Raw genomic sequence first — 25406 nt, forward strand, 5'->3', positions numbered from 1 at the left:
TCACTGCTGTCCCCAGCCGACGATGCCCTTGATCTCCAGGAAGTCATGGATACCCCACCCCGCATACTCGCGTCCGTTACCCGACTGCTTGTAGCCACCGAAGGGTGCGAAGGTGTCCCAGCTTGGGTAGTTCAGGTAGACCGAGCCGGCCCGCATGCGACCGGCGACGGCGCGGGCTTTTTCGAGATCCCGTGACTGCACGTAGGCCGCCAGGCCGTAGACCGTGTCGTTGGCCATCTCGATCGCCTGTTCCAGCGTGTCATAGGGCATGATCGACAGCACGGGACCGAAGATTTCCTCGCGGGCGATGGTCATGTGCGGCGTGACGTTGCCGAACACGGTCGGTCGCACGTAATAGCCTTTGTCCAGCCCGTCAGGCCGCCCGAGGCCGCCGGCGACCAGCGTGGCGCCCTCTTCGATGCCGCTGGCGATCAGCCCCTGGATCTTGTTGAACTGTGCCTCGCTGATGACCGGCCCCAGATTGGTTTTTTCGTCCAGCGGGCTGCCGGTGACCAATTGCCCGGCAGTCAGCCTGGCGATCTCCAGCGCGCGGGCATGCAGGCTGGCCGGCACCAGCATACGGGTCGGCGCGTCGCAGGATTGCCCGGAGTTGGAGAAACAGCCCTGCACGCCCTTGGCCACCGCCACGTCGAGGTCGGCGTCCTCGAGCAGGATATTGGCCGACTTGCCGCCCAGTTCCTGGGCCACGCGCTTGACGGTATCGGCCGCTGTCTTGGCGACGATGATGCCGGCGCGAGTGGAGCCGGTGAACGAGACCATGTCCACTTTCGGGTGGCTCGCCATGTGCTGGCCCACGTCGGGACCGGTGCCGTTGAGCAGGTTGAACACCCCCGCCGGCACGCCGGCCTCATGCAGGATCTCGGCAAAGATGATGCCGGTGAGCGGCGCGATTTCGCTGGGCTTGAGTACCACGGTGCAGCCGGCGGCGATGGCCGGCGCCACCTTGCAGACGATCTGGTTCAGCGGCCAGTTCCACGGCGTGATCAGGGCGCACACGCCAATGGCCTCGCGCACCACATGGGTGGCACCGTGCTGCTCGCTGAACCGGAAGTTTTCCAGGGCGCTGATGGTGGACTCCAGGTGCGCGCGACCGCTCCAGATCTGCGCATCACGGGCAAAATGCAGCGGTGCCCCCATCTCCTGGCTGACAGCCTTGACCAGGTCTTCGTAGCGCAGGTTGTACACCCGCAGGATTTCCTTGAGCAGGGCCAGGCGTTCAGCAACGGACGTATTCGAGAACGCCGGGAAGGCCCGGGCAGCGGCCTCGACCGCCTTGTCGACATCCCGGGCGTCGCCCACGGCGATCTGGATGAACGCCTGCTCGGTGGCAGGATCGATCACGTCCAGGGTGTTGCCGGCATGCGGGGCTACCCACTGGCCGTCGATGTAAAACTTCAATGCGTTGTTCATTTCTGTCTCCACGGTGAGCAGGACGCCGCGTTAGGCTCATCGCCCACGCGGCAGGATTGACCTGACCTTGGCCACTCAAGCGTTGCTGGGGAACGCGAACTGGGCGGCTTCATGGCTGGCACGGCGCGGCCAGCGCTGGGTAATGGCTTTCTTGCGCGTGTAGAAACGCACACCGTCGGGGCCGTAGGCATGCAGGTCGCCGAACAGCGAACGCTTCCAGCCACCGAAGCTGTGGTAGCTGACCGGCACCGGCAACGGCACGTTGACACCGACCATGCCCACCTCGATCTCGTCGCAGAACAACCGGGCCGCTTCGCCGTCGCGGGTGAAGATGCAGGTGCCGTTGCCGTATTCGTGCTCGTTGATCAACTGCATCGCCGCTTCCAGGCTCGGCACGCGGACGATGCACAGCACCGGGCCGAAAATCTCGTCGGTGTAGATGCTCATCTGCGCGGTCACCCGGTCGAACAGCGTGCCGCCGACGAAGAAACCCTGTTCATGGCCGGCCACCACCAGGTCGCGACCGTCCACCAGCAGCGTGGCGCCCTGGGCGACGCCGGCGTCGATGTAGCCCTTGACCTTGTCCCGTGCAGCGCCGGTCACCAAGGGGCCCATGTCCAGGCCGCACGAGGTGCCCGCGCCGATCTTCAAGGCGCGCACCTGCGGCACCAGTTTTTCCACCAGCGCATCGGCGATCGCATCGCCCACGCAGACCGCCACCGACAACGCCATGCAGCGTTCGCCACAAGAGCCATAGGCCGCGCCCATCAGCGCGCCGACGGCATTGTCGAGGTCGGCGTCGGGCATCAGCACCGCGTGGTTCTTCGCCCCGCCGAGGGCCTGCACGCGCTTGCCGCGCCTGGTGCCCTCGCTGTAGATGTATTCGGCGATGGGCGTGGAGCCGACAAAGCTCAGCGCCTTGACGTGCGGCGACTCGATCAGGCCATCGACCGCTTCCTTGTCGCCATGCACCACGCTCATGACGCCGGCGGGCAGCCCCGCCTGGATCAGCAGTTCGGCGATGTACAGGGTGGAGCTGGGGTCGCGCTCGGAAGGCTTGAGAATGAAACAGTTGCCGCAGACAATGGCCAGCGGGTACATCCACAGCGGCACCATGGCCGGGAAGTTGAACGGCGTGATGCCGGCGACCACACCCACCGGCTGCAGGTCGGTCCAGGCGTCGATGTGCGGGCCGACATTGCGGCTGTAGTCACCCTTGAGCAGCTCGGGTGCGCCGCAGGCGAACTCCACGTTCTCGATGCCACGCTTGAGCTCGCCTGCCGCGTCCTCGAGCGTCTTGCCGTGCTCTTCGCTGATCATCGCCGCGATGTCGGCTTCGTGTTGCTCCAGCAACTGCTTGAAGCGGTACATGATTTGCGCACGCTTGGCCGGCGGCGTATTACGCCATGCCGGGAAGGCAGCCGTGGCAGCCTCGATGGCCTGCTGCAGGGTGGCCGCATCGGCCAGCGCCACCTGTCTGACCACCGTGCCGGTGGACGGGTTGTAGACGTCAGCAGTGCGCCCGGTCCCCTGGACCCGCACACCGTTGATGAGATGAGGAACGATACTGCTCATGCATATTCTCCGATGCCGAAAGCCGGCTGTTCAGGGGCCGGTCAGGCCTTGACCGCTGCCTGCAGGGCGATTTCGACGAGGATGTTCTCCGCCGCCATGTTGGCCTCCACCGTGGCCCGTGCCGGCAGCGCGTCCTGCGGGATCCACTCGCGCCACACGGCGTTCATGGCGGCAAAGTCCTGCACGGCATGCTTGAGCCAGATCTGCGCGAACAGGATGTGCGACTTGTCGGAACCGGCTTCGGCCAGCAGTGCATCGATCCGCGCCAGGACCTGGGCAGTCTGCCCGGAGACATCCTGGGTGCGGTCGGCCGGCACCTGGCCGGTGATGTAGACGATGCCGTTGTGCACCAGCGCGTGGCTGAGCAGGCCGGGGTTGGGTTGCAGACGAGTGATGGTCATGAGGTGATTCCTGTTGGGTGGGTGAATGCTGTTGAAGGTGAATAGCTCAGGCAATTTTCAGCACCGTGCGGCCCACCAACTGGCCCTGGCGCATGCGTGCAAAGATGTCGTTGATGTCGTCCAGGCGCTCCAGGTTGACCTGGGCCTTGACCTGGCCGCGGGCGGCGAAGGCCACCGCCTCGTTGAGGTCCTGCCGGGTGCCGATGTTCGAGCCGGTGATGGACAGCTCCCAGCCGCTGATGCTGGAGATCGATGCGCGCACCGTATCGGCATCGCCACCGGGCAGGCCGATGAACACCGCCGTGCCGCCAGGGCGCAGCATCCTCACCGACTGCTCGAAGGCGGCATTGGCAGTGGCCGTCACCAGTACCGCGTGGACGCCACCCGGAATGTGCCGCTTGAGGGTTTCCACCGGGTTATCGAGGGCGTCGACCAGGCACTCGGCGCCGTAACTGCGTGCAAGCTCCAGCTTGTCGGCGGACACATCGATGGCCGCCACCCGCAAGCCCATAGCGACGGCGTACTGCACCGCCACATGGCCCAGGCCGCCGATGCCCATGACCGCCACCCACTGCCCCGCCCGGGCGCGGGAGCGCTTCAGGCCCCGGTACGTGGTCACTCCGGCGCAGAGGATGGGCGCCAGGGCGTAGAGATCGGCCCCAGGCTCGATGGTGGCGACAAAGCCTGCCGGCGCCACCATGTACTCGGCGTAGCCGCCCTGCTTGCTGTAGCCGGTGGATTCGCGCTGGGCGCAGATGGTTTCCATGCCGCCCAGGCAGAACTCGCAGGTGCCGCACGCGCTGTACATCCACGGCATGCCAACGGCTGCGCCGATCGGCGGTTCGCTGACCCCGGCACCATGGGCCGCCACATGCCCGGTGATTTCATGACCGGGGATCAGCGGCAAGGTCGGCAACGCGGACCAGTCGCCATCAATCGCATGCAGGTCGCTGTGGCACACGCCACAGGCCGCGATACGAATGAGGATTTCGCCGGGGCCGGGCTTCGGAATCGGCACTTGCTCGATACGCAGCGGCTCACCTACAGCGTGCAGGACCGCAGCCTTCATGGTCTGACTCATAACTCTCTCCTTCACGTACGCCTGGATTTCGGGCAATGGGGCACCTATACCGCCGGCCAGGGCCGGCAGCAGGGTGTTCGGGTGCAAGGGGTTCCCCGGGGCGTCAGCCCACGGGGCGTAAACTGCGCGTCGCGCTGGCTATGTTTCGGGCGGTGTTGATGACCTTGGGCGCCAGTTGGCTACGCGCGTCCTCGAGGGTCCAGCGGCTGAACGGCACGGAAATGTTGACCGCGCCCAACGGATAGCCATCGGCATTGACCACAGCGGCGGCAACGCTGATATCGCCGGCGAAGTACTCTTCCTGGGCATAGGCATACCCGGCGCTGCGGGCTTCGGCGACCAACGCACGCAGTTGGTCCAGTTCCGTCACCGTGCTGGCGGTATAGCCCTGACGCTCGGAGGCCATCAGGATCGCGTCGGACTCGTCCTCCGGCAGCGCTGCCAGGTAAGCACGGCCCGCCGATGTGCAGTACATGGGCAGGTGCCGGCCCAATGGCATGTGGATGGCGATCTGCTTGTGGCTTGGGAAACGTGCCACGTAGAGCATGTCCAACCCGCAGGGTTCAAGCAGGTTGCAGCTTTCCTCGACATTGCGGTTGAGCTCATGCAGGTACGGATTGGAGCGCTCGATCAATTCGCTGGTCTGCAGATAGCCGGTGCCCAGGTCCAGTGACTTGGGCGCCAGGCGAAGACGCTTGGTCACCGGCTCCTTGTACAGATAGCCCAGCGCTTCGAGGGTAAAGGCGGAACGCTGCACGGTGCTTTTGTTCAGCCCCGTGTGTTCGGCCAGCTCGACCAGGCTCATGCTCGGCCGCCCGGCTCGGAATGCCGTCAGGATCGAAAGCCCTTTCGACAGGGCAGTGATGAAAAGTGGTGAGTCTTCCAGGGAACTCATGGATTTATCCTTATTCTGCAGCATCGGCATACGCATCACGGTACGTTTCAGGTTATGCGGGTTCGAGGGCGTACGGTACCCGTTTGGCTCGCTCATTCGAAATGACTCAGTACGATGCCAGGTTCTACCACTGGCCGGTTCAGTTCGAATCGGTCCACGGCGAACGGGCGCATGCGCTCGTCCACCTGCCCGCTGACAATTGCCTTGGCCAACAACTCGCCGGCAGCCGGAGCGCCTGCGTGGCCGTAACACCAACCAGCGCTGACAAACAGCCCCGGCAACGCATGATGGGCGCCCAGCAGCGGCCCGAAATCCTTGGAGATGTGTACCAGCCCCGCCCATTGGCGCAGGATCCGGGCGTGGCCCAGTTGCGGAAACATCTCCACATACGCCCGCGCGGTGGCTGCCATCACGGGCACATCGGCATTCAGGGTGTGTTGCGGGCGCTCGGCCACCTCGGCCCCTCCCACCACTTCCCCACGCGCGGTCTGATGCATATAGCAAAGCCGATCCAGCAACGCCACGGCCGGACCGATCAGGGGCCGCGTGGGTTCCAGCGCCATGGCTTCCAGGCGCATCGGGTAGCCATCCAGCGGTACTCCGGCCATCTGCGCCAGGGCATTGCTCTGGGCACCACCGGCCAGTACCAGGGTGTCGCTGGCAATCCGCTGGTCGCCGACCCGCACCCCGGAAACCCGCCCGGCGCTCTGGTCGATGGCGGTGACGCAGGTCCGATAGTGAATGCTTACGCCCCGGGCCTCGCACGCCCGGCGATAGGCGTGCATGGCGGCATGATGAGGCGCCACGCCACTGTCAGGCAGGTGCAACGCCGCGCTCACCCGTTCATGGGCCAGGGCGGGTAGCACTTCACGCAACCGGCCCGGTGTCAGCAGGTGGGAATGGATCCCGCATTCCTTGTGCACGGCCAGCGTGCGGTCGAGCAATCCGGCCGTGGCACTGCGCTCGCCCACCATGGTGTAGCCGCGGCGGGAATACATGACGTTCTCGCCCAGGCGCCTGGACAGGCCTTGCCACAATTCGCAGGAATGGGCGAAGAAACGTGTCCATTCGGGAGAGCTGAAGGCACCGCGAATCAGCGTACCGTTGCGGCCCGAGGCTCCGCCCTGCCAGTAGCCGGCGTCGAGCACGAGTATGTCGCGCACACCCAGTTCCGCCAGGTTGAACGCCAGCGACAGGCCCTGGATCCCTGCGCCGACAATGATGATCGATGCCTTGGCAGGCAAAGGATTAGGCATACTCATTTCAAAGGCTCGACTACATCGGCCAGGCCCGCGGCCTGAGCGACGCTCAGGGCCCGGCGTGGCGGGCGCAGCGTCGGCCTGGCCAGCAGCTCCAGGGCGATACCGCTTCGGGCACTGACCCAGGCGCGCAGCGAATCCCAGCAGGGTTGTCCCTGGCAAGGGCCCATGCCGCACGAAGTCAGGCGTTTGATCACTTCCAGATCGGTGATGCCCTGCTCTACCAGCGCTTGTACCTCATGGCTGGACACGTCGAAGCACGGGCACAACAAGGTGTGACGGGACGCTGGCGCCGCCACGGGCACCGGCTGGTCCGGCTCGGCAGCGGCCCCCACCAGTTGCCAGTCGCAAGGGCGTTGCTCGTGCAACTGCAGCAAGCCTTCGGCGCGGCCCTGGAAGGTCAGGCTGGCCTCTGTCAGCCAAGGGCCGGAATGTACGAGCGCATCGCAGGCAATGCGCTCGGCAAAATACGCTGCCTTGACCCTGTTGCGCCCCGCTACCCGACGCAAATCGCCCAACGGACGCACCGCCACGACCTTCACGCCCAACTGGCGCAAGCGCCTAGCCAATGCCTCCTGATCACCGTTGCCCACCACGACCACCCGCTCGCCCGGCGCCACGGCCTGCTCACTGGCCATGATCAGGGCCGTGCGTGCCTCCATCACCCCCGGCAGCCACATACCGGGGACCACCGGCGGGCATGCGCGCCGTCCGGTGGCGAGGACAATCTCCTCGGCCTCGAGCGCCAGCGCACCCAGGCTTGGGTCATGGGGCGCGCCCAGTAGCAGCGCGCCCTCGCGGTAGGCACCAAACACCTCGACGCCCGTGACCAGCGTTACCCGCTCATCCAGGACTGGCCGAGCCAAGCCGGCGGCCCGCGCATACCGCGCCAGGTCATGACCACGGGTGACCAGCACCACATCCAGCCCTTGCGCAGCCGCCTCGTTGGCCGCCGCGCAGCCGGCGGGCCCGCCACCGATCACCAGGCGCCCGGCGCTCAAGCGACGGGCCGGCGGCACCGCGACCTCCCCGGTGTGGGTGGCCGGCCTGGCCGACCCGGCGAGAAACGCCAGGATCGCTTCCCAACGCTGGAACAACGCCGTGCCACTGGGCACCAGGTTGGTGTGCTCGAAACCGCCCTGGATCCAGCCCGACGGAATCAGCCGCGACAGGCGCAACACATCGAACGCCGGGCTCGGCCAGCAGTTCTGCATCTCCACCCGCACTCCGGCCGCCACCGGGAACAAGTCCAGACGCACGTTGGGCACGCCATCCACCCGCGCAAGCACACCGCTCAGGTAATTGCCCGAGTAGCCCAACGGCCGGTGGGATTTGCGCGTCCAGGCCAGCACCTTGATGCCGTTGGCCAACAAGGCCGTGGCCAGGCTTTCGCCCCGGCGTCCCTGAACCGGGCGATCGTTCCAGAAGAACCCGACCACCTCGCCGCTGGCGTGTTCGAGCCGCAGGTCGACTCTCCTCATGCCGCCGCCCTCCGGGCCTTGCGCTGGGCCATGATGCTGATGCACAGCATGCTGATCGACAGCAGCGTCATCAGTGTCGCTACCACCGCGATCAGCGGATCGATCTCCGAGCGCAGCGAACTGAACATGCGCTTGGTCAGGGTGGAACTGTCACCGCCACTGATGAACAGCGAGATCACCGCTTCGTCCAGGGAGATGGCAAAGGCGAACATGGCGGCGGCGATTACCGAAAAGCGGATCTGCGGCAAGGTCACGTCGAAGAACGCTCGCAGCCGGGTCGCCCCGAGAATGCATGCGGCCTGCTCCAGGGTCATGTCGTAGCTGCGCAGGCCGGCGCTGACGTTGATTACCACGTAAGGCAGCGCCAACAGCGTGTGCGCCAGCACCAGGCCGGGGATGGTGTTGTTCATGTCCATGCGGGCATAGACAAAGAACAGGCCGATGGCGATGAAGATCGTCGGCACGATCATCGGCGCCATCAGCAGGCCGCGCAGCACGCCCGTCAGCCGCGACTGGGTGACATGCAGCGAATAGGCGGCCGCCGTGCCCAGCGTGGTGGCCAGCAGCATGGTCAGCGTCGCGGTGATCAGCGACACCACCGTCGCGCTGCGCCACTCCAGGGAGGCGAAATAGCTGAAGAACGGCTCGATGCTCAGCGACTTGGGCGGAAAACTCAGGTAGCGCGCATCGGACAGCGACATGGGGATCACGATCAGGGTCGGCAGGACCAGGAACAGCATGGTCGCCAGGACCAGCACGTACAGCCAGCAACCACGCAGGGCAGCCATCAGGGTTTGCTTGAATCCGATCATGATCTCACTCGCTGCGCCGGCTGAGGCCGGCGCCCTTCTTGACGATGAACAACATGAGCAGGGTGGCCAGCAACAGCACCACGCCCAGCGAAGACGCTGCCCCCAGTTGGCGTACATCGAGACATCGCTCTCGATCCGCATGGAGATCATCTGCACCTTGCCACCACCCAGCAGCGCAGGCGTGACGTAGAAGCCCAGCGTGATCACGAATACCAGGGTGGCACCGGCCGCCAGCCCTGGCAGCGACAACGGTAGGAACACATCGCGAAAGGCCCGGGAAGGCGACGCGCCGAAGGTGGCAGCCGCCTGGTTGTAGATCGGGTCGATGCTCTTCATGGCGGCATACAGAGGCAGGATCATGAATGGCAACATGATGTGCACCATGCCGATCACCGTGCCGGTCAGGTTATGCACCAGTGCCAGCGGCGTGTCGGTCAGGCCCAGGCTCATCAGCAGGTCGTTGGCGATACCGCGACGCTGCAGGATGATCAGCCACGCGTAGGTACGCACCAGCAGCGAGGTCCATAGCGACACCAGCAGCAGCCCCATGGCCAGGTTGGCCAGCCAGCGCGCGCCCTTGACCATGAAGTAGGCGTAGGGGTAGCCGATCAGCACGCAGGCGATGGTGACAATGATGCTGATCTTGAAGGTCTGCACGAACGTCAGCACATAGATCGGCTCCAGCAGCCGGGTGTAGTTCTCCACCGTCAACTGGCCGTTGGCATCGAACAGCGACAGCCAGAACAACCAGCCGATCGGCAGGACGAAGGTCAGCAGCACCAGCAGCAACGCAGGCAATCCCGAGCCGAACAGATACCAGCGGTGACGCCGCTCGGCACTGCGCAAGCGACGGGCATTCAACGCGTCCAGATCGCCAATGCTCATGGTTCGTCTCCAACCACCAGGGTGTCCTGTGGGTGCAGGCCAAGCACCACGGCCTCGCCACGGGCTGGCAGGCGGCCGCTTTCGGAGCTGCGGGTCGGCCGGCGGATGGCGACCGACATGCCCTCGCCCAGGTCGATCTGCACCAGTTGGCTCTCACCCTGGAAAATCACATCGGTGACATGGCCGTAAAGTTGGTTGTACTCAGTGGCATCGGCCGAAACGAATTGCAGTTTTTCCGGACGAACCACCAGGCTAGGGTTCTTGAGCCCGGCCACCGCGCTGACAGTGGCCAGGGAACGTCCCTGGAATCGAGCGCCCCCTTCGTGCGGCACCACCGGCAGACAGGACGACTCGCCGACGAACTCTGCAACGAAGCGATTGGCCGGGCGCTCGTAGAGATTCACCGGCGTATCGATCTGGCGAATCCTGCCCTTGCTCATCACCGCAATGCGGTCGGACATGGTCAAGGCTTCGCGCTGGTCGTGGGTCACGTAGACCACGGTCATGCCCAGGCGCTCATGCAAGCGGCGCAGTTCCAACTGCATGGTTTCCCGCAGGCGTTTGTCGAGCGCCGACAGCGGCTCGTCCATCAACAGGATCTTCGGCTCGAAGACGATGGCCCGGGCCAGGGCAATCCGCTGGCGCTGACCACCCGACATCTCGGTGATATTTCGCTCGATCAAATGGTCGAGCTCTACCGTGGCCAACGCCTGCTCCACCCGCTGGCGAATGTCCGCCCGTGCGTAACCACGCAGCTTCAGCGGGTAGGCAACGTTCTGGAACACGTTCATGTGCGGGAACAGCGCGTAGCTCTGGAACATCATGCCGACATCGCGTTTGTGTGGCGGCTCGAAAATCATCTCCCGACCGCCAAAGCGAATACTGCCGGCGTCAGGGCGAACAAAACCGGCCAGCGCCATCAATAGCGTGGTCTTCCCGGACCCCGAGGAACCGAGCAGAGAAAGGAATTCGCCACTCTTGATCGAGAGTGAGACATCATCCAACGCAGCAAAGCTGTCGTAGGTCTTGGTAAGGTTCTCGATGTCGATCGACATCGAAAGTTTAGGATCTTCGGACATACACACACTCGGCACACGGGCAACTTCAGCCCTTTTTATTGAAGCAGGGACGCCGAGGCGCCCCTCCTCACTTCGCGTCTGGCAGCAACCGTCAATGCGCCAGGAACAAGGCGAAGCGCTGGCGAACGGCAGCTTGATTGCTTACCCACCACTCGGGAGACACCGAGACCACCTTGTCGATGTTCTGCGGCGAGGTTGGCAAGCGTGCCGCCAGCTCCTCGGTGATCACCGGCTCCTGGTATGCCTGGCTGTTGACCGGCGAGTAGGGAATGAGCGTCGCCAGGGCTGCCTGGCTCTGCGGCGTCATGATCTGGGCGATCAGCTTCATTGCCAGGTCCTTGTTGGCCGCCCCCTTGGGAACGATCAGGCAGTCATGGCTCAACAGGGCGCCGTCGAAGCTGTAGTTCACCTTCTCGCCGCTGGCCTTGACATCATTCACCCGTCCGTTCCAGATCGCCAGGAAGTCGACCTCGCGGCTACGCAACAGCTGCGCCGAGTCGGCACCGGCACTCCACCAGTTGACCACCTGTGGCTTGATCCGCTCGAGTACCTTGGTGGCGCGCTCGACATCCAGCGGATACAGGTCTTTCGGCGCAACGCCGTCACCCAGCAACGCCGCCTCCATGGTCAACCAGGGTTGCCGATACAGGGCACGGGCGCCCTTGACCTGCGGATCGAAAAACTGCTGCCAGTTCTTCGCCACGGGAGCACCGGTGTCGTCGGCCCAAGCCACGACGGTGGCGTAGGCATGACTGGCGATCCAGTGACTGCTGACCACGCTCTTGTCGACATGAGTCGCATCGATCACCGAGTAGTCGAGGGGTTCGACCAGGCCTTCCTGCTGGGCCTGGGCGCACTCCGTACTGCCCAACTCCACGACATCCCATTTCGGCTTGCCCGACATGACCTGGGCGCGCACCGCCGCCAGGCCATCCATGTTGTCTTCTTTGATCGTCACGCCCAGCGCCTTGGCCGCAGGCTCCAAGTAGGCCTTGCGCTCGGCATCCTGCAATGCCCCACCCCAGCCCGAAAACGTCAGGCTGTCCGCCAGCGCGGTACAGCTTGCGGCGAGGGCCAATGCGGCCACGACGGCCGTATGCAAAGTTTTCCTCTTGAAACCGGACATACCCGAGCCTCCCATCAATTCTGGATGAACAAGTCAAAACGACGCTGGACTTCCGCCTGGTGCGCCTGCCACCAGACCGGGTCGAAGAACACCACCTTGTCGACGTTCGCAGGTGCGGTTGGCAAGGTCGCGGCCATGGCGGGCGGGATGATGTCGGTGTCGTAGGCCTTGACGTTGATGGGCGGGTTTGGAATCAGGGTGACCAGTGTCGCCTGGCTTTCCGGCTTCATGATCTGCGCTATCAGCTTCATGGCCAGTTCCTTGTTCGGCGCGCCCTTGGGCACGACCACACAGTCGTAGTCGAGCAGCGCGTGGTCATAGGTGTAGTCGACGTTCTCACCGGACTTCTTCAGGTCCTCGACCCGCGAGGCCCAGATCGCCAGGGCGTCCACTTCGCGGCTGCGCAGCAATTGCGCCGAGTCGGTACCGCTGCGCCACCAGTTGACCACTTGCGGCTTGATACGCTCCAGCACCTTGAAGGCACGGTCGACATCCAATGGATAAAGGGCCTTGGGCGACACGCCGTCAGCGATCAGTGCCAGTTCCAGCGTGGTATAGGGCTGGCGATACATGGCGCGGGAGGCCTTGACCTGGGGATCGAAGAATTCTGTCCAGGTTTTTGGCGCATTGCCGTTGGCATCGTTGGCCCAGGCCAGCACGGTGGAGTAGGCATTGCTGGCGATCCAGTTCTTGCCGTAGAAGTTGGCTGCCACGCCTTCGGTGCTGATCACCGAGTAATCGAGGGGTTCGGTCAGGCCCTGTTCCTGGGCGAGCACGCAATCATTGGAGGCCAGCTCGACCACGTCCCACTTCGGCTTGCCCGACATCACCTGAGCACGCACTGCAGCCAGACCGTCCATGTTGTCTTCCTGGATCCTGATCCCCAGGGCCGCCTCTGCCGGTTTGAGATAGGCCTTGCGTTCAGCGTCCTGCAACGCCCCGCCCCAACCAGCGAATGTAACGGTACCCGCAGCCTGCACAGGGGCCACGGAACACACGGACAAGGCCAGCGCCACGCCAGCCAAGCGCTTATTGATCGAATGCATTTTCAACTCCTGAGTTATTTTAGTTAGACAGTTGAATCGAACGCGGGGCGATATCACCCGAACCACTCTTTTTATAATGACGGAGGCAGCACGGGTGCCTCTCTAATTCCGGCCTCTACCGCAAACATACGGGATGCGAAAAGCCTATTGGGAATCCTTGAAGCGATACCAGGCGTAAGTCATGCGTTGCCCCAACCGCAGGAACGGCTGGAAGGGAAAACGCTTGGGAACCTGGTGCAGGAAATCGATCGAGGTGGGCTGCGTTGTCCCCGTCAGCATCTGCGCCAGGCGCTTGCCGGTCTGCACCGAGAACGACACACCGCTACCGGCATAACCCCCACCGGCATACACGTTGTCGAGCCCCGGCACCCGGCAGATGAAGGGCAGCGAGTTTTCGCTGACCGCGACCCAGCCGCCCCAGTTGTAATCCACTTCAATACCGGCCAGTACCGGAAACTTGCGGCACAGCGCGTCGTGCAGGTTCTGCCTGTGACGAGGATCGTCCGCCTCCCGACCGGTAATGGCGCTGCGTCCACCGAACAAAATGCGGTCGTCCGGCAGGCGTCGGTAATACGAGAGCAGGTTGCGGGTATCGAACATGCATTCGCTGCCTGGAAGGCTGAGCCGCTTCTCTTCCGAAGTCAGGGGGCGGGTCACGATGATTTGCGAATGAACCGGCAGCACACGTCCGGCAGTGGCCCTGTTCAGTGCTGGCGAGGTGTAGCCATTGGTCGCCACCACGACCTTGCGGGCCGTAACCACACCACCAGGCGTGACCAAACGATGAACACCGTTGCTGCTGTGCCACTCCATCACCGGTGACGAGGTGTGTACCCTGGCACCGGCCGTGCGCGCCATGCGGTGAAGCCCCCAGGCCAGCTTGAGTGGGTGCATGGAAAACCCGTCCGGCATATACAAGGCACCGAATGCCTCGGCGCCGCTGTGCACCGAATGCACCTGGCTGCCACTGACAAACTCGGCGCGGTAGTTCAATACATCGTTGTACAGGCCCACCTCGTGCTTGAGTGCCTCGACGTGTGACGCATGGCTCGCCACCTTGTAAACGCCATCGGGCTGTGGATCGCATGCGATCGCTCCGTCGCGGATCAGTCCGCGAACGGTGTTGAGCCCGTCGGACATCTCCTCGAAATAGGCCTTGGCCCTGGTTGCGCCGTAGCGCTTGATCAACTGTGCCAGCGGCACACGACCACCGGAAATACGCGCAAAACTGCCATTACGACCGCTGCACCCCCAGGCCACCTGATTCGCCTCCAGCACCACGGCATTGATCCCATGATCACGAGCCAGATGCAGCGCGCAACTGAGCCCCGTGTAGCCGGCCCCGATGATGGCAACCTCTACATCGACAGCCCCCGAGACCGGGCCATCGTCATCCGGGGCCTCACCCGCTGTATCAACCCAATAGGAGGGCGAATGTGGCATTCCTGCGCCTGGGGTAGCACTGACAAGAGGATCGTACAATTTAGACTCCGTATCGCTGTGCGATTCGACAAAATCACTTAACAAAAATAATCCGTCACATATCGATCCATGTCAATCGAATTGATGGAATGCAGGGCATTTTTTGATTTACTAAGGGGAACCTTCAGAAACAAGCCGTGCTGTTCGAGCAACCGCTTGCGGGGTGTAGCAGGTGCTGCCTGTGCTGCTCGTTGTAGCCACTAGGCGATGCTGCTGGGATGCAGTAATGACTATGCGTAGCTGAAATCGCCGGCTGGGACGCTGGCGGCGCTATATGGGGGCCGGGAGGCGACGAAATCCTCTGCTAGGCTTTTATAACTCCCAGTGGAACGCGGAGCAGTCCGGGAGCTTATTTGCCATATTGGCAGAAATCCGTAGGAATCACGGGCGCAGGACCTGCAAGGTATTGTGTTGAGCGAGTCCGGTTTACAAATACAGATGTAGCCCGAATTTCTTAACTTGATGCAACACCAGGGATAAAGCAGATGAGCGACAACGATTACGAACTTCGCATGCTCAAGGTCATGGAATCAATCACTAACTTTTTCGGGCCGGGCCATTCAAAGCCGCAGGAGAAAGTTTACGAGCACCAAAAAAGCTGTGTTAAGTCGATCACGCTTCATATCGGGAACCACAGCTGGTATTTACTGAAGCTCGATTCGAAATCCGTGATAGGAAAAGTTTTTTCTGACGCCGGACCAGACATCACTCCCACGGGGCTGAAATACGACGTCGTTTGGGCTGCGGGCGCCCACTCTATGAACGAGGAGGTTCGTCTGCAATTGAACTACGAGCTCAAGAAAGGGAACTCGTCCCCCGAGGTCGACAGCCCCATCCGCATCGCCATCGAAATCGCGGACGGTCCGGACGGGATGCCCTTCAACGTGACTTGGTCGGGGCCCGATACGAACGCCTTATACGAGCGCGGACTGGAGCTGACGCACACTACGCTGGTCGAGGGTAGCCATTGGGTGGTCGGCGTCAATCTCACTCAAGAAGGGTTTCCAGAGCATAGCGCGAAGCCTGTCGGCGCCCGGCCCGCAGCGATAGTAGATTGGGTGCCGGGCGGTGTCACCACGTTGACCGACGATAACTTGCCTGAGGCAATCAAGAGTTCGACGCCGGTCCTGATCGATTTTTGGACGGAGTGGTGCGGCCCATGCAAGGCGCTGGAAAAGACACTGCGTGAGCTATCGCCACAGTACGGGGGGAATCTGCGGGTCGCGAGAGTGAACACTGATGAAAACTCTGCTTCCGGGAGCAAGTTTCACATCACCAGTGTTCCGGTCATGAAGCTGTTCAAGAACGGGGAGGAACTCGAAACTATTCCGGGAAACCAGCCCGAGAGTCGGATCAAGGAAATATTGTCTCGGCATATGTAGTGCGTGCGGAACAATGTGCTGGTGGACCTGACGCCGGTTATTACAAAGCACGCCCGCATCCTATTTGGAGTTATGACTGCTAATGAGGCGTGGTATCGCTGGCGGGACCAAAGAAAAAGCCCGCGAACCTGTACAGGCCGCGGGCTATTTCATATTTACATCACATCGAAGCGACTCTAGGGCTCACTTCATACGGCATCATGACTGGGCTGGCTCTTACAGGCCTTCCCTTCCTAGTACATACGAACCGCTGTGAAAATGGTGGGTCGTGTAGGATTCGAACCTACGACCAATTGGTTAAAAGACAATTGGATCTGGGCCGGAATGTCCACCTAGGGAGGGGTTTTACGCCTAGACACGCAGCCTCTAATGAAATCCACATTAGAGGCATGGCAATGACACACCCGAAGAAAGCAAAACGAGCAGGCCAGGTTTCCACCAAAGGCGGCACCGGAAAATCCACCGGGTCCACCAACCTGGGCGCATTCATCGCTGACGCAGGCCTGCGTACCCTCCTCATTGATCTGGACCCAGTCCAGCCCTCAGCATCCTCCTACTATCCTCTCGAATACACCGCCCCGGGCGGAATTTTCGAGTTGCTGTCCTACAACGAGACGGGCAGGGATAAGATCATCTCCCGCACCTCGATCAAGAACCTGGACGTCATCATCTCGAACGACGCCAACAACCAACTGAACAACCTCATACTGCAGGCCCCCGACGGGAGACTGCGACTAGCGAACCTGATGTCGGCTTTCGATGCCGATTACGACCTCATCCTCTTCGATACCCAGGGCGCCCGCTCGGCCATGCTGGAAATGGTCGTTCTTGCATCCGATATCATCCTCTCCCCCCTCCCCCGAACATGTTGGCCGCGCGCGAATTCAGCCGTGGGACCATCCACATGATGGATGGCCTGCGCAGTTACGCACGCCTTGGCCTCACCATTCCCCACATCAACATCATCATCAACGGCCTGGATGAAACCGCAGACGCGCGCGAGATCCATCGCACCGTCCGCGAGATTTTCGACGGGAACCCCGACTACACCGTCCTGCAATCGATCATTCCTGACGCCGTCATCTTCAAGAAAGCCGCAAGCCAAGGTGTACCGGCGCACCGGCTGGAATACCGCCAACCTTCGAACCGTAAGTCACCGGCGGCGCTGAACATTATCCGCAGCTTGGCGATCGAGGCCTTTCCAGAGTGGACGGACCGCTTCGAAGCAATGACCGAAGAGCGAGTAGCCGAAATCGTCAAGGAGGCACGTCGTGACTAAGCCTCAAATGTCTCAAGCAGTTGGTTTTACCCCTGACGAGGTTGCCCGGCTCGGGAACATGTTCAGTTCCCAAAACCTGCGCAGCGTTCAGACAAAGCTCACCGCGACAGCGACTGAGTTGCGGAACCTTGCAAACGGACGCCAGCGCGGCGGAGGTCTCATAGCAAATTTGGGCGCACTTCTAACTCCAGAACAGTGCCAACTGCTGTGGGATGCCTCCCGACTTGTAGAGTCGGTCGGCCAGAGCGTGACCCATGCAAAAGAAAAGCGCGTTCGGAGCGAGAAAAATACGAAGCGCCGACAAGATGCGCGGGACGCACTGGCGAAGCAGTTGGTTGCCCGTACATTCCCATTGCCCACCGACGCCCATAACGAGCTGCTGGACACCATTAAAGCTGCACTCATCCTGAATCGTGCACGGCAGTTCTACACCACCTACAACCCTTCTGAATTCAACGTTTACCTCAGAAACGAGCTGAAAACACCTGATCGGCTCTTCGGACAATCGGCTGAGCAACACCGTGTTGGCAATATCAGATCACTCCGTTACTTCATGATCAGCGACCTGACCAGCCACCTTGCTTATGACGATGGTTCATCGGTTGAGGAACGCCTGCGACTTCTTCAGGAAGAGGTGGCCGAAGCTGTTGCCGTGACTGCCTTGACGGCAGACGAACGCGAGACACTGCGCCAGTGGAAAGCGGCCTTGCTCCAAAGTAGTGGACAAGGGGAAGCGCCATGAAGGTATCCCTCCCTAAAACACTCACGCTGGGAATGCTCCAGGATCGCCTAGCAACGATCAGGCAGGAGCACCAAGAACCCGCCTGGGCGCCTGTAAAAGTGGAGCTGAATGGAATGCCATTCCAGCTCAACACCGGCAATTTCACGGTGGGCGACGATGGCACTTTTGCGTTTGATCTGTGCCTTCCCAATGCAGCTGTGGCGGCTATCCAGTATGTCCTAGAACATCCATGTGAGTCCCCCATGGAGTTCCTGCGCTGCTGGAACGAGGGCAATTTTGCAGCTCTCCGCGCTGAGTGGCCAGCTGTGCCTGCGGAGGTTTTCATCGGTGCGGACCCTCTCTACAAGAATGCAGGAGGCGATGAATGAACATCGTCCCCATTCGCCTATGTGAGCTGATTGACTTCGGTTCGCTGAAAACCCTAGCCGCGTTCACATCTTCCTTGATCAGTCGGCCTCTTCGCTTCAGGGAGGGTTCCTGATGGACAAGGAAAAGATCCTCGACAAAGTCACCAAGCTGATGGCCTTGGCCTACAACCCAGGGGCAAACACCAACGAGGCAGCAACCGCATTGCGCCAGGCCCGCTCTCTCATGGCCCGGTACAACATCGAGTCCGACGAGCTTCGTGCCAGTCTCGTTCTTGAAGCAAGCATTCCAACGGGGACTCGTCGCTCGCCAGCAGACTGGCTGCACTCTCTAGCCGCTACGTGCGCGACCGCGTTCGACTGCAGCCACCTTTCCTACTACCACCCATCGAAGGGGTACTGCTTCAAATTTCTGGGCAAGGGGATAGGTGCGGAGCTGGCTGCCTATGCCTACAGCAGTTTGATCGTGCAGTTGCAAAAAGCCCGTCGCGAGCATGTCTCGCAGCAGAAACGATGCCAGCTGAAAACCAAACGTCGTCGTGGGCAACTATTTGCCGAAGGATGGATCGCTGCGGTGGCATTCAAAGTTCGAGAGTTTGCCGGTGACCTAGATCCAGAGACCCAGGCTGATATCACTGCGTACTTAAACCTGCATCACCCACAGTTGGAACGTTCCACAATCACGCCGAGCGAAGCCAAAGGCCATGACAGTAGCTCACTGCAAGCTGGAATTCAGCAGGGCCAGCGGGCACAGCTCCACCGTGGAGTCGGTCGCGATACACAGCCAGCCATTGCCCTCGGAGGTTCCAGATGATCGATCTGAACCTCTCACCACCTCACTCGATCGAGGCCGAGCAGGGGGTCTTGGGCGGGCTGATGCTAGATAACGATGCCTGGGACCTGGTTGGTGATCGGCTACAAGCTGACGATTTCTTCCGGGGCGAGCACAAAAAAATCTTCGCGGCGATCCAGAGTTTGTCCGAGAAGAACAGCCCATTCGATGTGGTGACCATTTCCGAAGTCTTGCCGGCGCCTGAAGAAGTCGGTGGCTTGGGGTACCTCGGCGAACTCGCGAAGAACACGCCCTCCGTTGCAAACATCGTTCACTACGCGGAGATAGTTCGAAACCGCTCGCACCTTCGCCGCCTCATGTCGTTGTGCTTCCAAGGCTCCCGCGAGGCGGCCGATCAGCAAGCAGAAGCGACGGCGGTCCAGGAATTGCTCGAGCAGAAGCTCTATGCCTTGGGCGAAGGCCGCGCTGTCGGCGAATTTGCTGATTTGAACAGCGCTCTTCTAGCGGTCGTTGAAAAGATCGACGCTCACTTCAATGGCAATGTAACCGTCACGGGCGTCCCAACCGGGATCACTGATCTCGATGAAATGACAGGGGGTCTCCAACCCGCAGATCTGATCATCGTAGGTGCACGCCCCTCCATGGGTAAGACCTCCTTCTGCCTAAGCGTAGTAGACGCCGCTCTCACTAGTTCGCCAGACAAAATCGTCGTGATCTACAGCATGGAGATGCCAACTGAGGCGCTGATTTATCGGATGTTGGCCATCCTGGGACACATCGACTTGAGCAGACTGTTGAAAGGCAAACTGCTGGATGAGGACTGGCCAAAACTGACTGCTGCGGTCCACAGGATGAATAGCTACGGCAACCGCCTGGTCATCGACGACAGCGCGAATCTCACCCCTGCAGCAATGCGTGCGAAAACACGGCGTGCGAGCCGGCGGTTTGGAAAGCCATGCCTGATCATGGCCGATTACCTGCAGCTAATGCACTGTCCTGGGCAAGAAAACCGGGCAAATGAGATCGGGAAGATTTCAAACGGTCTCAAGGCAATTGCGAAAGAGTTCCACTGCCCCTTGATCGCCCTATCACAGCTCAACCGCGAGCTGGAGCGACGGCCAAACAAGCGTCCAATCAATGCCGATCTCCGCGATGGCGGCGCCATTGAACAAGACGCCGACGTGATCATCTTCGTCTACCGGGATGAGGTCTACAACAAGGACTCCGAGCACAAGGGCATCGCCGAGCTGATCCTCGGCAAGCAGCGCCAAGGGCCGACTGGATATGTCCGTGCAGCCTTCATTGCCAATCAAACCCGCTTCGCAAACCTCACTGCCGATCACTGGCAAGGAGCCTCAGCATGACGCGCGTTCAATCACCAGCGCTCACCCACATGTGCCGCAACTGCGGCCGGCATTTTTCCCTGCACCAGGTGCGCGAAGTTCATGCTGCAGAGCACACGCCAGAAGGTGAAGCAGAGGTCCTAGTATGCCCGGTCTGCGGCAGCTACGACCTCGATCCTCTTTCGGAGGTGCCCAATGCAGGCTGAGCAGATCTACCCTTCGATCTCTGCGATCGCAAACACCGACCAATCGGCTTTGGCCTTTGCGCACCGGTCAGGTGTAAACGCGGTTTGGCTGGAGGCTCTCGGCCAGGTTGTCTCACGACTCACCCAGTTCGGTGAGGCCACGGTGCCTGTTGAGTTGAATGAGGCTCTGCAAGAGCTTGCACGGCTGAAGTACATCGAGCTGGAGAGCGATTGTGCTGGAACGCTGGCAGCCACCCTTCTTGGCCAACCAGCCTTGCTGACCAATTACTTCTGGTCCGTATGGGTACCAAGGCACCTCCTGAGCTGCGGTCTGAAGGTCGCAGTAACCCCCCATCTGACCGACTCCGTGGACGAGGCCAATCACTGCACCGTGGTCTTCCGCATTCCTGGATCGCGCGAAACAGCACGTGAGTTCCTCACCGACCTGGCGACCCAATACCCCGGCTGCACCCCGGAGATCGTGGCCATCCAAGCCGGTGATGCACTTTGCCAGAAGGAGGTCGGATCCAATGCGTAACCTACTTCGCGGCGCGCACGACAGTGTCCGTCGGCTTGCCGAATTCGCCCTCTCCGAAGGCTGGACTCTCTCCCGCTCCAGCAGCGGGCATCTGAAATTCAGCAAGTCAGGCTTTACACCGATCTTCACGTCTTGCACGCCCAGCGATCGCCGTACCGAGCGTAATACTCGGGCGCTGCTCCGCCGGGCCGAGACCCAAAACACCACCTCCCGGGGGATTCAATAATGCCGATTCGACATGCAATCTTTCACCAGCTCGATAAGCAGCCCGACGGCAACCCGGCCATCCTTCACGCGCGTGACTCAGAGCTCCCGGCCACGGATGCCGTCGAGGCTCTCCAGGCTGACCTGAACGACAGCTACAACGCCAAGCAAGGCAAGGTGTGGGGCTTCTTCCACGGGGAGTCGGGAGCGTACCCATTCAGCGGCTGGCTGAAACAGTACCTGGATGAGAAGCAAGACTTCACCGGCTTCACCCGTGTGTCTGTCGAGCACCTGCAGAAACTGATTGAAGAGATCAACCTGTCCACCGGTGGCCACGTGCTCTTCAGCCATTACCAGCAAGGCCTGACTGAATACCTGATGATCGCAGTCCTCCAGCAGGTCCAGACCGTTGGCCTGGATGATGATCTCAACGTTGTCGTCTCCCGCTACCTGGACACCAATAATTTCTCCTGCGCAGCCCGGATAAACCTGAGCGAGTGGCGGAACAATCCAAACTCGAAGCAGTACATCTCAATCGTCAAAGGGAAGACTGGCAGGAAGAGCTCGGACTACTTCCGCGACTTCATCGGCTGTCAGGAAGGCGTCGACGGACCAGGTGAAACCCGCACGCTCCTCAAGGCGTTCACCGAGTACGTCGAGAAAGAGGACCTGCCTGAAGAAAGCGCGCGTGAAAAAACCCATGCGCTCCTTGATTACGCCACGACTCAAACGAAGCTCGGCCAGCCCCTCCATCTGCAGGAACTGTCAGAAGTCCTCGATGAAGATCGACCCCAGGCGTTCTACGACCACATCCGCAACAGGGATTACGGCTTGTCACCCGAGATCCCGGCTGACAAGCGGGTGCTCAACCAGTTCCGCCGTTTCACCGGCCGAGCCGAGGGTCTGTCCATCAGCTTTGAAGCGCATCTGCTCGGATCCAACGTCACCTACGACGCCGGCACCGGTTCCCTGACGATCAAGAACTTGCCCACTCAGCTCAAGGACCAGCTGAAACGTCGTGTCACGGAATCGGGAGAGCTTCAATGAAAGAAGTTCAGCGCCCGATACTGAGGTATCACGGGGGGAAGTGGAGACTTGCTGAGTGGATCATCCAGCACTTAGCTCCCCACCACACGTACGTAGAGCCGTTTGGTGGTGCAGCATCTGTTCTGCTGCGCAAGCCTCGAAGCTCTGCGGAGATCTATAACGACCTGGACAGTGAAGTAGTCAACCTGTTCCGTATGGCCCGGGACCGTGGTGATGAACTTCGCAACGTCCTCGCACTGACCCCCTTCGCCCGGGAAGAGTTTGCTGCAAGCTACAGCGAGACGGCAGATCCTCTTGAGCGTGCCCGGCGGATGGTACTCCGCTCCTTCCAAGGGTTTGGTAGTGCAGCTGCCAGCGGGGAGCGCACGGGGTTTCGCTCAACATCAGTTCGATCAGGCACCTCACCTGCGGTGGACTGGCGTAACTACCCCGATGCTTTAGCCACGATCATCGAGCGCTTACAGGGAGTCGTGATCGAGCATCGCGACGCTCTGGCGATCATGGAGCACCACGATCGGCCGAGCACTCTGCATTACGTGGATCCACCCTATGTGCACTCCACTCGTAGCACGAAAGTTCGCCACACATCCACGGGCAAATCCTATCGGTACGAATTGAGTGACGAAGAACACCTGCAACTCGCCACCTTCTTGCAGAGCAGACAAGGGATGGTGGTGCTCTCAGGTTATCCCTGCGCTCTTTACGACGATCTCTACAAAGACTGGTACCGGGTAAGTAGGCAGGCATACGCCGACGGTGCGCGAGGGCGGACCGAATGCCTCTGGCTGAACCCCTCAGCCTTTCAAGGCCTGTCTCAGTTCGATTTTTTCGCTGCTGTTCCAGACCACAGCTACCGCCCCCTCATTGCCCGGCGCTGAGCGCTCCCGCATTTTTTGGAGAACATCATGAATGCAACCAACTCCCGTACCGCCGACAAATTCGTAGTTCGCCTGCCGAATGGCATGCGTGAGCAAGTCGCGGAAGTGGCCCGCAAGAACCATCGGTCCATGAATAGCGAGATTATCGACCGCCTCGAACAGTCACTGAACACCCAGTTCGAGCCGGCTCAGCCGATTCTGGACGGTTCCCTCAATGCCGAAGAACTGAAAGCCGAGCTGACCCGCGCATACCGGGTCATCGATCGCCTGCTGCAAAACGCCGCTCCTACCCAGGACGATATCCAAGAGGTGCTGCACCTGGTCCGCAAGCAAACTCCACTGGGCCAGTCTCACGTCGCGACGGTAGGAGCTTGATATGGCCGTTACAGACCTGAAATCCAAGCTCCTAGCTCCAGGCTTCAGCCCCACAGCCTCCAGCGCTGCCATGACCGACCCTATCGCTGATACGCCTATGGTGCTGAGCGTCGACGTTGTTCTCCCTTGGGAGGACAACCCTCGGACCACACGCAATCCCCGGTACGACGAGCTCAAGGAATCGATTCGCAACCGGGGCCTCGACACCCCCCGCCGATTACACGCCGTCCAGGTGAGGAGAAGTTCCGGATCCGCAACGGTGGCAATACTCGACTCACGATTCTAAAGGAGTTGTTTCAGGAGACTGGTGATCCCAAGTTCCAGACGATCAATTTCTTGTTCCGCCCTTGGGACCAAGCCCGCGGCGAGATCATCATGCTTACCGGGCACCTGGCTGAGGATCTCAAGGGTGAACTCAAGTTCATCGAACGCGCCGTGGGTGTAGGGAACGCAAAAGCGCTGTATGAATCCGAGAGTGGGGAGGTGATTGGGATTCGAGAGCTCTCTCGCCGCCTGACGAAGGACGGATACCCAATCTCCCCTTCTCATATCAGCAGGATGCTGGACACCCTGCAATATGTGTTGCCAGCCGTCCCTGGCTTGCTCTATTCAGGCCTCGGTATCGACCGTATCACTAAGATAATTGCGCTGAGAAAATCTGCGTTGGCATGCTGGGAAAAGCATTACAGCAATGAAGGCGTCGACTTCGAAATGCTGTTCCAGGACGTCCTTGCTCAGTTCGAAGGTGAAGCAGAAGAGTTTCTGTTCCAGCGTTTCCAGGACGAGCTCATCGGCACGATGAAGAAATCGCTCCCACTGGGATATGAGGACATTCTGCTAGAGATCACTCAACAGCAGGACAGACTTCGTCGCTCAACGCCGGTGGTTGAGCTGCCTGCAGCAGCCCCTGCTCCTGCCACTACTCCCCCTCCTCCAGCTGCTGGTGGAGACTCGGCACCTCCCCTCCACGCCAGGCGTCTGGAAATACCGGAGGTTCTCAGAACCCCGCATCTGCACCACTTCCTCCACCTGGTCCGGCGCCGGGCACCTCGCTCACTTCTGAGGAGCAGCAGGCAAGGATTGCAGGGCATATTGTTTCCCCTGCGAACCTCAGCCAGCGGGTGATAGAGACAAAAGCGAAGCTGGCCGCACTCAGTGGCGAGACACTACCCGACTTCAACTCGAACTGCTTGGTCGCGATCCCTGTCCAGGCCGGTGGACTGCACCCCATCACAGACCTTTGGTACATCGAACGGCAGACTGACCACCCTGCAGAGTTACGCAAGCAGGTAGCCCAGCTGGCGGTGGAGATTCTCGAGTCCGTGAACGGCCCTGGCGATATCCAGGCAATCGATGGCGGGATCGGTTTCAAGTACAAACGGCCGGACACCGAAGTTGAAGTCACTGCAACAGCTCAACATACGCTGACACTGCTTCAGTCATTGAGCGGGGCCATGGCCATCGCTCTGAAGATGCTGAACGAGCAACCAGATCCTGCCAGCGCATTAGCTGAGTTTGAGTTTGCAGCCGGCCTAGGCCAACTGCTGCTGGGCCAGCCCTTGAGTGCTGAACAGTCCCCAGGAGACGACGGCCGTTTGAGCGACGGAGCGCTGGTCAAGTTGTTCCGCATCATTCGGCTAGCTCGCAGGTTGATCGACTTGGAAATCGAAGAGTTCAAACGGTCCTCGGAAGCCCAGGGCAACTGAACACTCGATGAGATGA

General features: G+C 61.0%; 22 protein-coding genes and 2 pseudogenes. 12 read left to right on the plus strand and 12 right to left on the minus strand.

Features of this window, described 5'->3' with window-relative positions:
• The 12 genes from CSV86_RS17985 to CSV86_RS18045 form a co-directional block, all read right to left on the minus strand.
• Entirely contained in the window at positions 1-1431 is a 1431-nt protein-coding gene (locus CSV86_RS17985; protein WP_009399632.1) for an aldehyde dehydrogenase family protein, read from the minus strand.
• A gap of 75 nt (positions 1432-1506) precedes the next feature.
• On the minus strand, positions 1507-3006 hold the full coding sequence (locus CSV86_RS17990) for a CoA-acylating methylmalonate-semialdehyde dehydrogenase (RefSeq protein ID WP_009399633.1): 1500 nt from the start codon (positions 3004-3006) through the stop codon (positions 1507-1509).
• Between the two features lie 41 nt (positions 3007-3047).
• Positions 3048-3407 carry a RidA family protein gene (locus CSV86_RS17995; RefSeq protein WP_009399638.1) on the minus strand — a complete coding sequence of 120 codons (360 nt, stop codon included), beginning with the start codon at positions 3405-3407 and terminating at the stop codon, positions 3048-3050.
• Between the two features lie 46 nt (positions 3408-3453).
• Positions 3454-4488, minus strand: a complete 1035-nt coding sequence (locus CSV86_RS18000) for a zinc-dependent alcohol dehydrogenase (protein ID WP_009399640.1) — start codon at positions 4486-4488, stop codon at positions 3454-3456.
• Positions 4489-4591: 103 nt separating this feature from the next.
• Entirely contained in the window at positions 4592-5383 is a 792-nt protein-coding gene (locus CSV86_RS18005) for an IclR family transcriptional regulator (RefSeq protein WP_009399642.1), read from the minus strand.
• Positions 5384-5475: 92 nt separating this feature from the next.
• Positions 5476-6645 carry an NAD(P)/FAD-dependent oxidoreductase gene (locus CSV86_RS18010; RefSeq protein WP_037060358.1) on the minus strand — a complete coding sequence of 390 codons (1170 nt, stop codon included), beginning with the start codon at positions 6643-6645 and terminating at the stop codon, positions 5476-5478.
• The gene (locus CSV86_RS18015; RefSeq protein WP_009399646.1) at positions 6642-8123 is read right to left on the minus strand and encodes a 2Fe-2S iron-sulfur cluster-binding protein; all 1482 of its coding nucleotides are present in this window, start codon (positions 8121-8123) and stop codon (positions 6642-6644) included. Before CSV86_RS18015 ends, CSV86_RS18010 begins: the two co-directional genes overlap by 4 nt.
• Entirely contained in the window at positions 8120-9820 is a 1701-nt protein-coding gene (locus tag CSV86_RS32050) for an ABC transporter permease subunit (RefSeq protein WP_240160528.1), read from the minus strand. The genes CSV86_RS18015 and CSV86_RS32050 overlap by 4 nt, the downstream gene beginning before the upstream one ends.
• Positions 9817-10899 carry an ABC transporter ATP-binding protein gene (locus tag CSV86_RS18030; RefSeq protein WP_037060361.1) on the minus strand — a complete coding sequence of 361 codons (1083 nt, stop codon included), beginning with the start codon at positions 10897-10899 and terminating at the stop codon, positions 9817-9819. Before CSV86_RS18030 ends, CSV86_RS32050 begins: the two co-directional genes overlap by 4 nt.
• 91 nt (positions 10900-10990) lie before the next feature.
• Positions 10991-12001 (minus strand): ABC transporter substrate-binding protein, encoded by a 1011-nt coding sequence (locus CSV86_RS18035; RefSeq protein ID WP_009399653.1) that lies wholly within the window; start codon positions 11999-12001, stop codon positions 10991-10993.
• 38 nt (positions 12002-12039) lie between these two features.
• Positions 12040-13071, minus strand: coding sequence for a polyamine ABC transporter substrate-binding protein (locus CSV86_RS18040; RefSeq protein ID WP_009399654.1), 1032 nt, complete (start codon positions 13069-13071; stop codon positions 12040-12042).
• A gap of 144 nt (positions 13072-13215) precedes the next feature.
• Positions 13216-14514, minus strand: coding sequence for an NAD(P)/FAD-dependent oxidoreductase (locus tag CSV86_RS18045; RefSeq protein WP_009399656.1), 1299 nt, complete (start codon positions 14512-14514; stop codon positions 13216-13218).
• A 524-nt stretch (positions 14515-15038) separates the two neighbouring features.
• Between CSV86_RS18045 and CSV86_RS31435 the strand changes: the two genes are divergently transcribed.
• From CSV86_RS31435 to CSV86_RS18105, 12 genes and pseudogenes are all read left to right on the plus strand, one after another.
• A complete protein-coding gene (locus CSV86_RS31435) occupies positions 15039-15935 on the plus strand; it encodes a thioredoxin family protein (protein ID WP_009399661.1) in 897 nt (298 codons plus the stop codon).
• A 395-nt stretch (positions 15936-16330) separates the two neighbouring features.
• Positions 16331-17214, plus strand: a pseudogene (locus CSV86_RS18055) (ParA family protein).
• Positions 17207-17956, plus strand: coding sequence for a hypothetical protein (locus CSV86_RS18060; protein WP_009399665.1), 750 nt, complete (start codon positions 17207-17209; stop codon positions 17954-17956). The pseudogene CSV86_RS18055 and the gene CSV86_RS18060 overlap by 8 nt, the downstream one beginning before the upstream one ends.
• Positions 17953-18324, plus strand: coding sequence for a hypothetical protein (locus CSV86_RS18065; RefSeq protein WP_009399667.1), 372 nt, complete (start codon positions 17953-17955; stop codon positions 18322-18324). The genes CSV86_RS18060 and CSV86_RS18065 overlap by 4 nt, the downstream gene beginning before the upstream one ends.
• 112 nt (positions 18325-18436) lie before the next feature.
• Positions 18437-19135 carry a DUF2786 domain-containing protein gene (locus CSV86_RS18070; protein ID WP_009399670.1) on the plus strand — a complete coding sequence of 233 codons (699 nt, stop codon included), beginning with the start codon at positions 18437-18439 and terminating at the stop codon, positions 19133-19135.
• Positions 19132-20478 carry a replicative DNA helicase gene (dnaB, locus tag CSV86_RS18075; RefSeq protein ID WP_009399672.1) on the plus strand — a complete coding sequence of 449 codons (1347 nt, stop codon included), beginning with the start codon at positions 19132-19134 and terminating at the stop codon, positions 20476-20478. Before CSV86_RS18070 ends, dnaB begins: the two co-directional genes overlap by 4 nt.
• Positions 20475-20663 carry a hypothetical protein gene (locus CSV86_RS18080; protein WP_080604760.1) on the plus strand — a complete coding sequence of 63 codons (189 nt, stop codon included), beginning with the start codon at positions 20475-20477 and terminating at the stop codon, positions 20661-20663. Before dnaB ends, CSV86_RS18080 begins: the two co-directional genes overlap by 4 nt.
• Positions 20653-21180 carry a protein kinase family protein gene (locus CSV86_RS18085; RefSeq protein WP_009399674.1) on the plus strand — a complete coding sequence of 176 codons (528 nt, stop codon included), beginning with the start codon at positions 20653-20655 and terminating at the stop codon, positions 21178-21180. Before CSV86_RS18080 ends, CSV86_RS18085 begins: the two co-directional genes overlap by 11 nt.
• Positions 21181-21405: 225 nt before the next feature.
• Positions 21406-22431 (plus strand): nucleoid-associated protein YejK, encoded by a 1026-nt coding sequence (gene yejK, locus CSV86_RS18090; RefSeq protein ID WP_009399677.1) that lies wholly within the window; start codon positions 21406-21408, stop codon positions 22429-22431.
• Positions 22428-23309 (plus strand): DNA adenine methylase, encoded by an 882-nt coding sequence (locus CSV86_RS18095; protein WP_009399679.1) that lies wholly within the window; start codon positions 22428-22430, stop codon positions 23307-23309. The genes yejK and CSV86_RS18095 overlap by 4 nt, the downstream gene beginning before the upstream one ends.
• A 27-nt stretch (positions 23310-23336) precedes the next feature.
• Positions 23337-23684, plus strand: coding sequence for an Arc family DNA-binding protein (locus tag CSV86_RS18100; RefSeq protein ID WP_009399681.1), 348 nt, complete (start codon positions 23337-23339; stop codon positions 23682-23684).
• A gap of 1 nt (position 23685) precedes the next feature.
• A pseudogene (locus CSV86_RS18105) lies at positions 23686-25390 on the plus strand (ParB family protein).
• Positions 25391-25406 lie beyond the last annotated feature (16 nt).

Origin of the sequence: Pseudomonas bharatica CSV86 (genome assembly GCF_000319305.2) — a bacterium.
In the GTDB taxonomy this organism is placed as follows: Bacteria; Pseudomonadota; Gammaproteobacteria; order Pseudomonadales; family Pseudomonadaceae; genus Aquipseudomonas; species Aquipseudomonas bharatica.

Bases quoted from the DNA above. Each gene is read 5' to 3' on its own strand.
- CSV86_RS17985 (WP_009399632.1), bottom strand. From the start codon at position 1,431: ATGAACAACGCATTGAAGTTTTACATCGACGGCCAGTGGGTAGCCCCG.
- CSV86_RS17990 (WP_009399633.1), bottom strand. From the start codon at position 3,006: ATGAGCAGTATCGTTCCTCATCTCATCAACGGTGTGCGGGTCCAGGGG.
- CSV86_RS17995 (WP_009399638.1), bottom strand. From the start codon at position 3,407: ATGACCATCACTCGTCTGCAACCCAACCCCGGCCTGCTCAGCCACGCG.
- CSV86_RS18000 (WP_009399640.1), bottom strand. From the start codon at position 4,488: ATGAGTCAGACCATGAAGGCTGCGGTCCTGCACGCTGTAGGTGAGCCG.
- CSV86_RS18005 (WP_009399642.1), bottom strand. From the start codon at position 5,383: ATGAGTTCCCTGGAAGACTCACCACTTTTCATCACTGCCCTGTCGAAA.
- CSV86_RS18010 (WP_037060358.1), bottom strand. From the start codon at position 6,645: ATGAGTATGCCTAATCCTTTGCCTGCCAAGGCATCGATCATCATTGTC.
- CSV86_RS18015 (WP_009399646.1), bottom strand. From the start codon at position 8,123: ATGAGGAGAGTCGACCTGCGGCTCGAACACGCCAGCGGCGAGGTGGTC.
- CSV86_RS32050 (WP_240160528.1), bottom strand. From the start codon at position 9,820: ATGAGCATTGGCGATCTGGACGCGTTGAATGCCCGTCGCTTGCGCAGT.
- CSV86_RS18030 (WP_037060361.1), bottom strand. From the start codon at position 10,899: ATGTCCGAAGATCCTAAACTTTCGATGTCGATCGACATCGAGAACCTT.
- CSV86_RS18040 (WP_009399654.1), bottom strand. From the start codon at position 13,071: ATGCATTCGATCAATAAGCGCTTGGCTGGCGTGGCGCTGGCCTTGTCC.
- CSV86_RS18045 (WP_009399656.1), bottom strand. From the start codon at position 14,514: ATGCCACATTCGCCCTCCTATTGGGTTGATACAGCGGGTGAGGCCCCG.
- CSV86_RS31435 (WP_009399661.1), top strand. From the start codon at position 15,039: ATGAGCGACAACGATTACGAACTTCGCATGCTCAAGGTCATGGAATCA.
- CSV86_RS18065 (WP_009399667.1), top strand. From the start codon at position 17,953: ATGAAGGTATCCCTCCCTAAAACACTCACGCTGGGAATGCTCCAGGAT.
- CSV86_RS18070 (WP_009399670.1), top strand. From the start codon at position 18,437: ATGGACAAGGAAAAGATCCTCGACAAAGTCACCAAGCTGATGGCCTTG.
- dnaB (WP_009399672.1), top strand. From the start codon at position 19,132: ATGATCGATCTGAACCTCTCACCACCTCACTCGATCGAGGCCGAGCAG.
- CSV86_RS18080 (WP_080604760.1), top strand. From the start codon at position 20,475: ATGACGCGCGTTCAATCACCAGCGCTCACCCACATGTGCCGCAACTGC.
- CSV86_RS18085 (WP_009399674.1), top strand. From the start codon at position 20,653: ATGCAGGCTGAGCAGATCTACCCTTCGATCTCTGCGATCGCAAACACC.
- yejK (WP_009399677.1), top strand. From the start codon at position 21,406: ATGCCGATTCGACATGCAATCTTTCACCAGCTCGATAAGCAGCCCGAC.
- CSV86_RS18095 (WP_009399679.1), top strand. From the start codon at position 22,428: ATGAAAGAAGTTCAGCGCCCGATACTGAGGTATCACGGGGGGAAGTGG.
- CSV86_RS18100 (WP_009399681.1), top strand. From the start codon at position 23,337: ATGAATGCAACCAACTCCCGTACCGCCGACAAATTCGTAGTTCGCCTG.